Raw genomic sequence first — 13,267 nt, 5'->3', positions numbered from 1 at the left:
ATTAGCAGGCTGTCGACGCATACTGAGGTAACTATGCCAGTTCGCGTGCTACATGGTGCCAAACCGGGGCCGACCCTGTTTGTGAGCGCAGCGATCCACGGCGACGAAATTATTGGCGTCGAAATGATCCGCAGATTGCTCAAGAACCTATCAATAAAGCGCCTGCGCGGCACGTTGCTCTGTGTTCCGGTGGTCAACGCATTCGGATTCATCGCCCAAAGCCGGTATTTACCCGATCGCCGTGATTTGAACCGTGTGTTTCCAGGCTCCGCACGAGGGTCATTGGCAGCCCAACTCGCGCATGTTTTCACGACCGAAATAATCGCGCGCAGCGATTTTGGGATCGATCTCCATTCTGCCGGTATGAACCGGGAAAACCTGCCGCAAATCCGGTACAGCCCCGGTAATGAGAAAGCCTCAGAGCTCGCCGATGTGTTCGGTGCGCCCGCAATCGTCACGTCGCCATTGCGCGACGGATCATTGCGCCAGACCGCCGATAATAATGGCTGCACTATGCTGCTTATGGAGTCTGGTGAAGCCTTGCGGTTTGACGAGTTTGCCATCCGGATTGGTGTGCGCGGCATCCTTCGCGTGATGGAACATCTGGATATGGGATGCCGTAAGCAGCCTGCTGCTGCGGCAGCATCGGTCCGCAGTGACGGAAGCCGCTGGGTTCGCGCTGAGGAAGGCGGTATCTTTAGGGCGATGCGCAAAACCGGAGATATGGTTGAGGAGGGCGAGCAGGTGGGTGCCATTTCGGATCCGTTCGGTGATGTCGAAATCGAGGTTCTATCGCCTCTATCTGGTTTGATCATTGGCCGCAGCGTGATGCCAGTGGTCAATCAGGGTGACGCCCTGATGCATATCGCCCGCGTCAGCCGCCCCGGGACCGCTGATGACCGGTTGAACAAGATCGAAGAAGCCGCAATTGATGATCCGCTATTCGATGAAGACGAGATAATGTGAGATGCTCGAACGCAAACTGATCGATACTGCGCAAGTCCCCGGCGGGGCAGAATTGCAACTCATATCGCACGGGCGGGATCACATGATCACGCTTCAACGCAATGAGCTAATGTCGACGCGCATGCAGTTCTCCGAAGAACAATTGGCGGAACTGACTATTGATCGCTTGACTGCTCCGAAGCCCAATATGCTTATCGGCGGTTATGGCATGGGCTTCACCTTGCGTGCGGCTTTGGCGCGCCTTTGCACCGATGCAAAAGTGGTGGTGGCCGAACTCATGCCCGAGATTATCGAGTGGGCCAAAGGGCCAATGGCGCACCACACAGGGGATTGCCTCGCTGATCCGCGTCTATCGCTCGAAATCACCGATGTGGCCGATCCGATTGGCGAGGCTGCCGACGGTATGCGTCCGCAATTCGATGCGATCCTGCTCGATGTCGACAATGGGCCCGACGGGTTGGTGCGCGAAGAGAACGACAAGCTCTATTCGCCGCGCATGCTGCGTCAGATGGGTGAAGCCATGGCGCCGGGTGGTGTCCTGTCGATCTGGTCCGCCGCACAGGACCCGCGCTTCGCTCGGCGACTTGAGAAGAATGGCTTTGAAGTTGAAGTCCGCGAAGTCCGCGCTCGACCGAACAATAAGGGGCCGCGCCATACAATCTGGTTTGCGCGGGTTTAACGCACTTCCGTTCTTGCACAGTTCAGCTTGGATGTGAGACAGTCCCCTCGGGCAAACAGGAGGGGCAATATGCAAAAGGCGTTTTTTGGATTCGGAGCGCTGGTTGCTGCTGCCTTAGCCAGTGTCCTGATATCGAGCCCCGCAATGGCTGGTGGCGGAGGCGGATGTTGGCCTCAACTGCGCCCGGATAATCCAGCACCAAATTGCGAGAGCCAGATCGCTATCGGCCCCGGCAATGATACGCGCGTGAACATGTTCCTGTTGTTGCTCGATAGCGTGGGGGAAGACGGTGCGGGATTAGAGTATCCTGTCGATGAGTATGCCCCCTATCGCAGCAAAAACTCGGCGAACTGGGGCAGCCTGCGTAGGACATGGTTTCCGGTTCGCAAGGACATTGTCTGGCCTAAGCACCTGGGAACACGATGCCAAACTTCCGAGAGTGGTGAGAATGCCTTCTCCGAAGCCTTATCGAAATACACCTCACTGAATCCCCACACGCGCAATTTCCTACTGACTTCGCGTGCGCTGCTGAACGGTGTTTGTGACAAGGGGGCAGGCCTCGCTCCACCGCGCGATGATGTATACTTCAGGCCCAGCCACTCGCTTGGCCCGATCACGCGGCCGCAACGGGCTTTCCATGGGTATCTGGAAGCTTCGACGAGCTTTTATCTGGAAGACTGGGCTCGCGCCTCACGCATGTATCTGATCCTTGCAGAGAGCGGTGCGGATCCATGGGTCAAAGAGACATCCCGATATATGATTGGCCGAACGGCCCTCAATCAGGCCGTCGACAACCGAATTGGTAAATGGGGCTATTTTGATCCGCGCACCAAAAGTACGGTTTTTTCGATCGCAGCGGAGCGCGGATTTCGTGATTATCTGAGCAAATATCCCGAGGGTCGTTACGCCGATTCTGCGAGTGGGTTAATCCGCAAAACACTGTGGTTGCAGGGCGATATGTCCCGATTGGAAGACGTCTATGGTGCAATGCTCAACGAAACTTCTGCGGTGGATAGCGGGACTGCGGATTTGATCGAAGAGATCGACAATATGCTGTTGGCCCGAGGCTTTAACGAGAAGCCAATCCAAGGCCTGCGTGCCCCGATCTTCCTCGCAATTTCCAACCTGCGCGCGATGCGCAATCGCGGTGACGGTTTCGACGACAAGCTTCTGGCCATCGAACAGTTGGAAGCGCAGGAAGGGGCATTCGCTAATCACCCAAAGCTGTATGCGTTCCTCAAGGCGAACCACGCCTACTATATCCAAAAAGACCCGAAGGCGGTTCTGAAACTGGTTCCCGATGCAGCCAAGGCAGAGCGATACACACCGCTCGATTTCAGTCGACAGTATCTGCGCGGATTGGCACTCCATGCTTTGGATGATCGCAATGAGGAAGGGTTCTGGCTCGACCTGATCAAAGGCGCGAAGGGCCTCTATCAGCGTCCTGCTATCGAGCTGGCGCTGGCAAGATTATACGAAAAGTCTGGGCGGCTGGAGAAGGCCTTCGCAAGACACTCTCCGATCACGGATGTCCAGATTTTGCGGACCTTGCTCGGGAAATCGGTTGGCCCCGATATTCTAAAATCGCAGGCGCGGGCCACTTATCAGCCAGAGGCGGTACGCAGCTTCGCGACTTTCGCTGCGCTAACCAAGCAGCTTCAGCACGGCCAATATGCGGGCTTCCTCAAGGAATATCCGCTCGTGGCCCAGTTTGAGACCGATGATCATGCCAGCCTCTGGAACATCTATGACGCGGAGACGCCGCCCGTTGCGATCTACGCCAACGGCAGAACCACAGACACATATGACTGCCCGTCGTTGAAAGGCACAGTGCAGCGGCTCGCGCGGAACAGGAACGACGTGAAAGGGCGTCTCTGCTTAGGCGATTTCTACCGACTCAACGGGTTCGATGATTTCGACTTTGGCGGGCGCTACAATTATCGCCGCAACAAGGACTATGTTCTTGGCGATGGGGCTGCGTATCCGGGGGAGGCGAATATCCGCCATGATTTCTACACCTCGATCATCGCCAATCGCAGAGCATCGCGCAAAGACCGGGCGTACGCGCTCTATCGCGCGATCCGGTGCTACGCCCCTAGCCGTAACAACAGTTGCGGTGGCGACGGCGTCGATGTGGAACAGCGTGGGCGCTGGTTCCGCATGCTCAAACGTAATTATGGCGACACCCAATGGGGCCGGGAGCTGAAATATTACTGGTAAGCGCGCGCTTGCTGCGTTGCTGACTCTGGCCCTGATGGCGTGCGGGCAAGTGCCCGAGCGCAAGGCCGATCACGTTGCTGCTGCCGACTATTCCGCCTTCTACCTTTGGACCGGTGTGCAGCCGCCACCTGCAATGGATGAGTCAGAGGCTGTCTATCTGCTGTGGGGGGAATTGCGGGCTGATAATCCGTCACAGATAGTTCCATTGCGACGGAGCGCGCCGACCGGCGATGCGCCGGAGCTGTGGTTGGTGGTTCGCGCCGAACGGACCGATTGGGACGAGAGTGCGTATGACCAATTGCTTGATCAAGCACGGCGTTGGAATGCTCGCGGGACGCTCACTGGCGTGCAAGTGGATTTCGATTCTAGCACCGGCGGCTTGAGCGGGTATGCGGCGTTTCTTACCGACATGCGGCGGCGCTTGCCGAGCGAATTTAAGCTGTCAGCGACAGGGCTGATGGACTGGCCCGCCAATGCCTCCGACGACGACCTCATTGCGATGCGCGGCGCATTGGATGAGATCGTCATCCAGACCTATCAGGAAACGACGACTATACCCGACTACGCGCGATATCTGTCACACGCCGACCGGCTCGCCATGCCTTACCGTATCGCGCTGGTCGAAGGCGGTGCATGGTCCGAACCCGAGCAGATTCCCGGCGATCCAAACTTCAAGGGTTACGTTATCTTCCTGCTCCGCGACGGGCCCGATCAGAAGCCGTAAATCAACGTGAAGCGGGTCAGGGTATCGGTCTTCACTGCTCCGGCTGGCGGGTTAGTGTCATGCTCGACCGCATATGCGATCCGCGCCGATAGATTGCCGCCCAATCCTGCTTCTAGCCCAGTGGTGGATATGTAGGTGCTGTTGCCCGACTGGATCAAGGCGCTGGCATCCTGTGTCAGCTTGATCCGTTCTGCGACTTGCCAATCAAAATCGAGCGCGGCGAGGCCAGCGATATTGCTGGTGCTGCCGCCACCGATAAAGCTGGTTTTCCGATAGGCAGGACCGGCTTTGACCGATAGCTGCGTGCTGTCAGTATCAATGACCCGGTACCCGACGCCGCCCGATGCCAAGATGCGCGACGAAAAACCCTGAAAGCGGTCACGCTCATATTGGCCGAGGCCGTAGACATATATCTGGTCGTTCAGCTGAAAATTGGGTTCGTAGGAAACCAAGAACTGTTCACGCGTGGTCACGCCATTGGTGCGTTGGAAATCAGCAAGTCCGGTCAGTTTGTGCCGCCAGTCGACACCTGTCCGCGTCAGTTCCAGTCCCGCAGTAACGCCGGTATTGCTGCTGTTGCCGGTTGACCGGAACGCGCCGATCTGCCCTTCGCCAGACCAGTTGTCGAACAGTCCGGCGGAGCGGATTGCTTCTTCTTCAGCGGCGGCCTCTGTGGCGGCCAATTGTTGTTGCTGAGCATCAAATTCTGCGCTGATTGCGTCGATCTCTGCCGTGTCATCAGGGTTGGTGGTTTTGGCCAATTCCAGAACCGTGGAAACCTTGTCGGCATCACCTGTAGCAATCGCCGCATCGATCATCGCGCGAACAGGTTCGGGCAGTTCGGCCAGTGCAGGTGTTGCCGGAAGCAAAGCGAATAGGACAGCCGCAGCGGCGCCGTTTTTGAAAGTCAGATAAGTCATGCAGGGGCGTTTAATGTGCAGACGCCTGCATTGCTAGACCCGTGGATGTAAACAGTTTTATTGCTTGATTGCGACCGCACCAAGGAAATCGCGCTTGCCGATCTCCAGCCCTTTCATGCGAAGAATGTCATAGGCTGCGGCTGCGTGGAAATAGAAATTGGGAGTGCTGAAACTGAGCAGGAAATTCTGGACTGTGAAGCTCATCCGCGTGGTGCCGCCGAGCACGAAATCCAGATTGTTGTTGGCCCATTCTTCCAGCTTTTGCGGATCAACGGCGCTGACGAAATCGCGGGCAGTGTCGAGCTTGGCATGGCATGTTTCGAAACTGTCGGGCACGGCTGAGAAATCCGGTTCGAACGTTCCGCTTTCCGCTGCCGCGAGAGCGTGCGCGCTGTGCATCCATACGGCGCTGACTTGCCAGTCAAAGGACCACATATTGTCTGCTAGCCGGGCACTCAAAATCTCGCTGTGATCGTGACCGTTTTCGCCACACCATGCCTCTGCCTTGTCGACCAGCGCCCGGGTTGAAGCAATGACTTGAAGCCATGCAGGGACGGTGGCTGCGTGGAGAGTGAGAGGCATTGGTGAACTCCTGTTTCGATGTGCGATGGACCTAGCTCGGCCCGCTTGATTTAGTCCAGAGTGATTGCTGTATCGGTCAGACGCGCGACCTCGGCCTCGTCATGACTGACATAGAGCATGGGGATCGCCAATTCGTCACGCAGGCGTTCTACGGTGCGCAAGATCCGCTCCGCGCGGGCGCTATCGAGCGAAGCAAGCGGTTCGTCGAGCAGCAGAAATTTCGGATTGGACAGCAAAGCGCGGCCAATAGCGACGCGGCGTGTCTCGCCTCCAGACAGTGAGCTGGGCTTGCGGTCCAGTAAGCTGCCAATGTCGAGCAACGACACAGCATCATCAAGCGTCAAAGCGCCTTTGCCTCCATTGCGGCTGGCGCCGTATCGCAAGTTCTCCTCGACCGTTTTGTGCGGAAACAAGCGGCTGTCCTGAAACACATATCCGCAGTCGCGCTGGTTGGGGGACAGGTCGAATTGCAGTTCGCTGTCAAACAAGGTGGTGCCCGCAATCGTGATCCGGCCCTGATCGGGTTTCAGCAGTCCTGCAATGCAGTTGAGCAGTGTGGTCTTTCCAACACCCGATTGCCCGACGATTGCGACCAGCTTGGTGTCTGACTGAAAGGCGACATCAACCGAGCAATCGCCGAGCGATTTCCTGATCATAATATCAAAGGACATGTGTACGCCCTCCGCTTGCTCTGCGGACCAGCCACTCGCTCAGGATAAGCGCAGCCAGCGAAATAATCACGGCAAGCACAACAAGACGCGCGACAGCCACGTCAGTCCCCGGCACTTGCAGGCTGGTATAGATGGCAAGCGGAAGCGTGCGGGTTTCGCCAGGTATGTTCGAAACAAAAGTTATGGTCGCCCCGAATTCGCCAATCGAACGCGCAAAGCCGAGTATAACTCCGGCCAGAATTCCGGGCAGGCTAAGCGGCAAAATGATCGTTGCAAATGCTCGCCATTTGCTCGCGCCGAGCGTGTGGGCTGCTTCAACCAGCCGTTGATCTACTGCCTCTATCGACAACCGCATGGCGCGGACCATTAATGGCAATGCCATTACCGCCGCTGCCAGAGCTGCGCCAGTCCATTGGAATGTCAGAGAGATACCGAAAGCCCTTTCGAGGAAGCCGCCAATCGGACCGTTTCGACCAAACAGGATCAGCAAGACATATCCGGTCACAACGGGCGGCAAGACCAAAGGTAAGTGAACCAGTGCATCGAGCAGGAACCGCCCCGGAAACCTTCTCCGCGCAAGCACCAATGCGAGGCCGTAAGCAATCGGCAATGCCATCAGGACCGCTGCACTGGTCACTTTCAGCGAAAGGGCGATGATTTCCCACTCGGCATTGGTCAACGGCGCAATCATGGCAATGTGAAGCCGTATTTTGCAAACACGGCAGCTGCTTCGTCAGAGACAATATAGTCTAGGAACTCTGCGGCTTCTGGATGTCCGCTACTGGGTAGCAGAACTGCCTTGTAGGTTATTGGGGAATACGCATCATCGGCAAAAATCGACCATGACTCCAGATCATCTCGGCGCAAAGCATCGCTGGCGTATAGGATGCCGAAATCTGCTTCTTGCAGCAGCACCAACCGAAGTGCAGCGGCTGACGATGATGTGCGGATAATTTGCGGACCGATGTCGTCCCATACACCTTGTGTCAGCAAGGCCTCTTTGGCGTAGCGACCTAGCGGAACAGACTCCGGATCCCCGCTTGTCACGGTGGCATCGGTAAACAACTCCGCTGCTGTTGGCATCATTTCATAGGCGGCATTATGGGGCCCATCTTTGTGGGTCGCGGCGACAATGCTGTTGCCCGCCAATGTCCTTATGCCCTCTGGGCCGATCTTGCCTGCGCTGACGATGTAGTTGGTCCACTGCTCATCGGCGGAGATGTACAAATCTGCCAGCGAGCCATTCTCTATCTGTCGCGCCAACGCAGTTGACGATGCGTAGGAAAGGACAGGCTCGCGGTTGCCTTGGGATGTCCAGTTCTCTGCCAGTTCATCAAGTGGTGCTTGCAGGCTTGAAGCCGCAAAGACCACCGGACCAGTCGGACCAGATGGAGCGCAGGCTGCCAGCAATGCGCCCGCATAAAGCAATGCGGCAATGCGTTGAATGAACGGACGGATTATCATTACCTGAAGCGTTGGGCGAAGCTGGTCCCGCTTTCAAGGCCCCAATAGCAAAGTCACAATAGAAAACGGCCCGCCATTTCTGGCGAGCCGTTTCTCAACTCATATTGCGCTGACTTAACGAACCCGGGGTCCGCCAAACGGCAAGGGTGGGGGCGGTCTGCGCGCGCCACGCGGCAGCTGTGCTTGGAACGCCCGTCCACAGTGCTCTACGCAATAGGGGAAGCCCGGGTTCACTTCTGCGCCGCAGAAATGGAAATCGGGTTCGCCGGGATGGCCCATCGGCCACCGGCATACTTTCTCTGACAGATCGAGCAGGCTGGTCTTATCCGCAATCTCAGGGCTTGGCTTGGCCGGCACCAAACGGCGCGGCGGTGCTGGCGGGATTGGCGGTTGCTGATCGCCAGGGCCTTGGCGCAAAAATCCGCCGGGACCGACCGAAACAATCTTCGGCAGTTCTGTGCTCTTATTCGGAATAGGCTGCGAAGGAATGTTCGCGCCTGCCGCACGGGCTGCTTGTTCAACCGCGTTGCTTGGCGGGCGCGGCGGCGAATTGGCAGCCGTTTTGGGCGTCATAATCGCCTTTGGCTTACGAATGACCGGTTTTGCCGGAGCCGCTGCCTTCTTCTTGGCAGGGGCTGCTTTCTTCTTGTCCTTGGCTTTTACCGGGGAAGGGCGCGATTTCAGGCCAAGGCGGTGCGCCTTGCCGATCACAGCGTTACGGCTCACGCCGCCTAGTTCTTCGGCGATCTGGCTTGCGGTCGATCCGCCTTCCCATAGTTTCTTAAGGGTGCCGATCCGTTCGTCAGTCCAACTCATTCGTACACTTCCAATTTCTTTGTCATATTGACGGGCATCATAGCTTTCTGATGCTTGCCAGTTTGAGCCAATCGCCCTAGGCGCGGGCCCATGGCCGATCAAGCCCAGAAACAAACGCAAACACGCGCGGCGTCCGATGCCTTTCCTCCGCGAGGGGAGCCGATTATCACCGGCATCAACCGCATTGGTCTGTGGAGCCTCTATATAAAGGAGGTTCGCCGGTTTTTAAAGGTGCAGACGCAGACGATTTGGGCCCCTGCGGTCACGACATTGCTGTTTCTGGTCATTTTTAGTGTCGCATTGGGCCGTTCCGGGCGTGAAGTGCTGGGCGTTCCCTTCGCCAGCTTCGTCGCGCCGGGCCTGATTGTGATGGCGATGATGCAGAACGCGTTCGCCAATTCCAGCTTCTCTCTGCTCGCTGGTAAGATCCAGGGGACAATCATCGATTTGCTGATGCCGCCTTTGTCGGAAGGCGAGTTGATGGGGGGAATCATCGCTGCGGCGGTTACCCGCGGCATTCTGGTGGGCGGCGCAGTGGCCTTGGCAATGGTGTTGTGGCCGGGCGTTTCGCTCGCGCCGGCACATGTCTGGGCGATCGTCTGGTTTGGCCTGATGGGCGCGATCATGCTTTCACTGCTCGGTCTGCTTACATCGATATGGGCTGAGAAATTCGATCACAACGCCGCGATCAGCAACTTCATCGTTGCGCCGCTCTCGCTCCTGTCGGGCACATTCTACGTGATCGACAATCTCGCTCCGGCTTTTCAGATGGTCAGCCGCCTCAACCCGTTCTTTTACGTAATTTCCGGCTTCCGCTTTGGCTTCCTCGGGCAGAGCGATATCGGCGACAGCAATTGGGCCGTCGTGCAGAGTGCAATGGGCTTGGCGGTATTCAACCTTGTGCTCGCAGTAATCACATACCGCGTGCTCAAATCCGGTTGGAAGCTGAAAGACTAGCTCAAAAAGACTGGTCCAGAATGATCGGTTTAGTGAGTTAGCGAACGCCGCATCTTGTAGCGGCCATCGGCAAATTGCTCGAACAATTCCGCGACATTGGGATGCCCCACAGGGCCGCCGTCGGAATCGCTCAACAGGTTTTGCTGGCTGACATAAGCGACGTAAGACGACTCATCATTCTCGGCGAGCAGATGGTAGTAAGGCTGCTCGCGATCCGGGCGGATGTGCTCGGGAATCGATTCGTACCATTCTTCGCTATTGGCAAAGACCGGGTCGATATCGAAAATTACGCCGCGAAAATCGAACATCCGGTGGCGCACGACATCGCCAATGCCAAACCGCGCCTTTGCATGACGGGGGACATTGATAGTACGGCCTGCGGCCTCGGAAAAGAACTCCGTGCGTTCCATTATTTCAGGAATATAGCCCTTCGCACCTGCAAAACAAGCGCGCGCACCAATGCGTCCACGGTGCGGCAGTTCACCCGCGCGCGAATATCAGGGGTTGGCAAGGCAAAACCCATCCGCTAACCGCGCCTTCCCAGACCAACCAATGCGTATTTGATACGCTTTGCGCTATGCGGAGAGATGCCGGAGTGGTCGAACGGGGTAGTCTCGAAAACTACTGTGCGGGCAACCGTACCCAGGGTTCGAATCCCTGTCTCTCCGCCACGCACCCCCAGCACTATTCTCTACTAACAAGCCGCCTTCGCAAGTCCGCGGAACTGGCGGCTTTGCGCGGGCTATTCCGTAACGAGCACATCATTATCGACGTCTCTTCAGCGACATCAGGCGATATTTGCTGAGCAAGTCTCTGACGATCACCGCATGGGTTCGGTTTCCCTGTTATAACAGGGATTAACAGGGAAAACTGCTCGTTTTGGGCCAATAACAGGGCTTTTTGCACGATTTCTCCCGATTCATGGAGAAAAATAGCGCGTGATTACCGTGGGTTACGGGCGTAAAAACACCGTATCCCTGTTAATCGACGGAACAGGGAATTAAATGCCCCGAACAGGGAGCTATATCGACATTAACAGGCCTGTTAATCAGCAGAACAGGGAAATCGGTTATCGCCAAATCCGAGCGCTCTACGCTGCTTGGACCAACAAAGCGGGACGTCGATTTTCTTGAGAATCTGGAGGTTGAAACCTGCTGGTTGATGCCCGTCCAGAATGTCCTGCTGAATATCCGGCGCGAGAAATGCAAGACGCAAGATGCTGCGATCATAAGGTGATGTGGGTCCAACTTGTACAAGCGGCAACCCTCTCTTGTATTCAACCATCGCATGTGCTTTGCGCAGCGCCATGATGAGGACCGGATCAGGTTGGGCGCTGCGCCTGCTGGCTGGAACGATGTGCCGTCTGCCTCCGCGAAGCGGTAAGGCGAGCGGCAGGAGAATGGTGACCTGACCGCGCTGGCGGTCAGTAGTCTTTTCGCTATCGCGAAGCTTGCTGGAAAAGTGTCGAGCCTGATCCGCATCTACCGTAATATGAAGACCTTGGCCGCCAAGGCTAACCGAGCGGATTAGTGAAAAAACATCGGCTGTTTCTGGAACCCATCGCCCGACCGTCTCTGCAATAACGCTTTCGATAGCTGGTGCTGAGAGCCGCTCGACCTTTGTTCCTGATGCTGCCGCGCGGCCCTGCTGAAGCGGAGCCGAAACATAATAGCGATATTTTCGGCCAGTTTTGCCGTATGAAATCGTCGGGGTCATCGGGTTACCGGAGGCATCAAACAGCTTGCCAGTAAGCGGAGCCGCTGCGCCTCGCTGATCCGCTGCTGTAGTGTGCCTGCGCTTTTGGTTGTCGAGCATTGCTTGAACCCCATCAAACAGCGTCTGATCTACAATAGCATCGTGCTCGCCCTCAAAACTCTCGTCCTTATGCACGATCCGCCCGAGATAAATCTGATTGCGAAGAAGGTGAAACAGCGCGCCGCGACTGAACGGTGTCCCGCCAACAATCTTGCCCTTGAGAGTCTCGCGGCGTTTGGAATGGATTTGCCGCCCTGCAAGCTCGCGCTCAAGCGCATGAACCGATCCCAGCGCCAGATAGCGCACAAAGATCTCCCGCACGTTCTCCGCTTCCATCTCGTTGACCAGCAGCTTGTGGGTTCCTTCCTTGGGCCGGTCGTAACCAAGGGGTAAATTGCCGCCCATCCACATGCCCTTGGCTTTGGAAGCTGCGATCTTGTCGCGAATACGCTCTCCGGTGACTTCGCGCTCGAACTGGGCAAAGGACAGCAGCACGTTGAGCATCAGCCTGCCCATGGAAGAGGTGGTGTTAAACGATTGGGTCACCGAGACGAAGCTGGAGTCGGCTTTCTCGAAGGTCTCGACGATACGGGAAAAATCAGTGAGGCTGCGGGTGAGCCGGTCGATCTTGTAGACGACTACGATGTCCACTTCACCAGCTTCGATATCTCGAAGCAGGGCCTGAAGGCCTGGGCGGTCCATGTTCCCGCCCGAGAATCCGCCATCGTCATAAAGGGTCGGCAATGCCGACCAACCCTCGCTGGTTTGGCTCAGAACATAGGCCTCGCAAGCTTCACGCTGGGCATCGAGTGAGTTGAACGATTGGTCGAGACCCTCTTCGGAGCTTTTGCGCGTATAGATTGCGCAGCGTTTTTTCGCTTCGCTCATCGTGTGTCTCGCAGGCCGAAGAACCTCGGTCCATTCCAGCGCGACCCGGCAATTGCCGTGGCTGCGGCAGATAGGCTCGGAAACGATTTATCGTTCCAACGGAACCCGTCCGCTTCTACCGTCACGATTACTTCTTTCCCCTTCCAGTTTCGGGACAGGCGTGCGCCGACGCCAAGCTGGCGGCCTTCGGCTTGCACGGCTCCGGTGCGTGCCAGTGCTTTGCGTGTTTCTGGGGCAAGTCCTCCAAAGGCCTCGGCTTGAACACGCCATGCAAGTAGTTGGCGCATGATGGGCTTCGAGCGAAGCGAGGGAGGGGCGCCGTTGCGCCGCCTCCAATGGTCACGCAGGGCATCGAGATCCATAACTTCAATATCCGCGACCATTGCTTCGACATCGTCTTTCACGATGAGGTCTCAATCCGGTAGCGGCGCAGGCCGTCGGTCTTCTCTGAATTGATGGAATGTCCACGCTTCTTGAGCGCACCAGCCATCACCCCGCGCACGGAATGTTGCTGCCATCCTGTTGCCTTGGCCATCTCGGCAATGCTTGCGCCGTTCTTGCGCTTTAGAAGCCTTTCCAACTGATCGAGCTTGCTGAGGGCCTTGGCGGGGACTTGTTTTGTCAT

The 13,267-nt window shown here is 56.9% G+C and carries 15 protein-coding genes and 1 tRNA gene; 6 read left to right on the top strand and 10 right to left on the bottom strand.

Features of this window, described 5'->3' with window-relative positions; all coding sequences use genetic code 11:
• Positions 1-33 precede the first annotated feature (33 nt).
• From J9777_RS08535 to J9777_RS08520, 4 genes are all read left to right on the top strand, one after another.
• Positions 34-966, top strand: coding sequence for a succinylglutamate desuccinylase/aspartoacylase family protein (locus J9777_RS08535; RefSeq protein WP_245228548.1), 933 nt, complete (start codon positions 34-36; stop codon positions 964-966).
• 1 nt (position 967) lies between these two features.
• Entirely contained in the window at positions 968-1,645 is a 678-nt protein-coding gene (locus tag J9777_RS08530; protein WP_209348286.1) for an MnmC family methyltransferase, read from the top strand.
• Positions 1,646-1,714: 69 nt separating this feature from the next.
• Positions 1,715-3,865 carry a hypothetical protein gene (locus J9777_RS08525; RefSeq protein WP_209348285.1) on the top strand — a complete coding sequence of 717 codons (2,151 nt, stop codon included), beginning with the start codon at positions 1,715-1,717 and terminating at the stop codon, positions 3,863-3,865.
• A 16-nt stretch (positions 3,866-3,881) separates the two neighbouring features.
• The gene (locus tag J9777_RS08520; RefSeq protein ID WP_209348284.1) at positions 3,882-4,589 is read left to right on the top strand and encodes a DUF3142 domain-containing protein; all 708 of its coding nucleotides are present in this window, start codon (positions 3,882-3,884) and stop codon (positions 4,587-4,589) included.
• Here the strand turns inward: J9777_RS08520 and J9777_RS08515 are convergent.
• From J9777_RS08515 to J9777_RS08490, 6 genes are all read right to left on the bottom strand, one after another.
• Entirely contained in the window at positions 4,577-5,509 is a 933-nt protein-coding gene (locus tag J9777_RS08515; protein ID WP_209348283.1) for a DUF481 domain-containing protein, read from the bottom strand. The genes J9777_RS08520 and J9777_RS08515 overlap by 13 nt on opposite strands.
• Positions 5,510-5,566: 57 nt before the next feature.
• Positions 5,567-6,091 (bottom strand): DUF1993 domain-containing protein, encoded by a 525-nt coding sequence (locus tag J9777_RS08510; protein WP_209348282.1) that lies wholly within the window; start codon positions 6,089-6,091, stop codon positions 5,567-5,569.
• Between the two features lie 50 nt (positions 6,092-6,141).
• Positions 6,142-6,762 carry an ATP-binding cassette domain-containing protein gene (locus tag J9777_RS08505; protein ID WP_209348281.1) on the bottom strand — a complete coding sequence of 207 codons (621 nt, stop codon included), beginning with the start codon at positions 6,760-6,762 and terminating at the stop codon, positions 6,142-6,144.
• The gene (gene modB / locus J9777_RS08500; protein ID WP_209348280.1) at positions 6,752-7,453 is read right to left on the bottom strand and encodes a molybdate ABC transporter permease subunit; all 702 of its coding nucleotides are present in this window, start codon (positions 7,451-7,453) and stop codon (positions 6,752-6,754) included. Before modB ends, J9777_RS08505 begins: the two co-directional genes overlap by 11 nt.
• Complete coding sequence (gene modA / locus J9777_RS08495) at positions 7,450-8,226, bottom strand: molybdate ABC transporter substrate-binding protein (RefSeq protein WP_209348279.1); 777 nt, start codon at positions 8,224-8,226, stop codon at positions 7,450-7,452. Before modA ends, modB begins: the two co-directional genes overlap by 4 nt.
• Positions 8,227-8,340: 114 nt before the next feature.
• Positions 8,341-9,042 carry a GcrA family cell cycle regulator gene (locus J9777_RS08490; protein ID WP_209348278.1) on the bottom strand — a complete coding sequence of 234 codons (702 nt, stop codon included), beginning with the start codon at positions 9,040-9,042 and terminating at the stop codon, positions 8,341-8,343.
• Between the two features lie 90 nt (positions 9,043-9,132).
• Here J9777_RS08490 and J9777_RS08485 point away from each other — a divergent pair, with 90 nt between their 5' ends.
• Positions 9,133-9,999 (top strand): ABC transporter permease, encoded by an 867-nt coding sequence (locus tag J9777_RS08485; RefSeq protein ID WP_209348277.1) that lies wholly within the window; start codon positions 9,133-9,135, stop codon positions 9,997-9,999.
• Between the two features lie 29 nt (positions 10,000-10,028).
• On the opposite strand, the gene hspQ is transcribed toward J9777_RS08485, so the two are convergent.
• The gene (gene hspQ, locus J9777_RS08480) at positions 10,029-10,409 is read right to left on the bottom strand and encodes a heat shock protein HspQ (RefSeq protein WP_209348276.1); all 381 of its coding nucleotides are present in this window, start codon (positions 10,407-10,409) and stop codon (positions 10,029-10,031) included.
• Positions 10,410-10,580: 171 nt separating this feature from the next.
• Between hspQ and J9777_RS08475 the strand changes: the two genes are divergently transcribed.
• Positions 10,581-10,670, top strand: a tRNA-Ser gene (locus J9777_RS08475).
• 373 nt (positions 10,671-11,043) lie between these two features.
• Here the strand turns inward: J9777_RS08475 and J9777_RS08470 are convergent.
• From J9777_RS08470 to J9777_RS08460, 3 genes are read right to left on the bottom strand one after another with little or no spacing between them, the layout of a single operon-like run.
• On the bottom strand, positions 11,044-12,642 hold the full coding sequence (locus tag J9777_RS08470; protein ID WP_209348275.1) for a recombinase family protein: 1,599 nt from the start codon (positions 12,640-12,642) through the stop codon (positions 11,044-11,046).
• Positions 12,639-13,046, bottom strand: coding sequence for a DUF2924 domain-containing protein (locus J9777_RS08465; RefSeq protein ID WP_209348274.1), 408 nt, complete (start codon positions 13,044-13,046; stop codon positions 12,639-12,641). The genes J9777_RS08470 and J9777_RS08465 overlap by 4 nt, the downstream gene beginning before the upstream one ends.
• Positions 13,043-13,267 carry a DUF3489 domain-containing protein gene (locus J9777_RS08460; protein WP_209348273.1) on the bottom strand — a complete coding sequence of 75 codons (225 nt, stop codon included), beginning with the start codon at positions 13,265-13,267 and terminating at the stop codon, positions 13,043-13,045. The genes J9777_RS08465 and J9777_RS08460 overlap by 4 nt, the downstream gene beginning before the upstream one ends.

This window comes from Pontixanthobacter sp. CEM42 (genome assembly GCF_017812015.1).
In the GTDB taxonomy this organism is placed as follows: Bacteria; Pseudomonadota; Alphaproteobacteria; order Sphingomonadales; family Sphingomonadaceae; genus Pontixanthobacter.
Note: the sequence above shows the minus strand (reverse complement) of the source record. Positions and strands in the feature narration are given on the sequence as shown.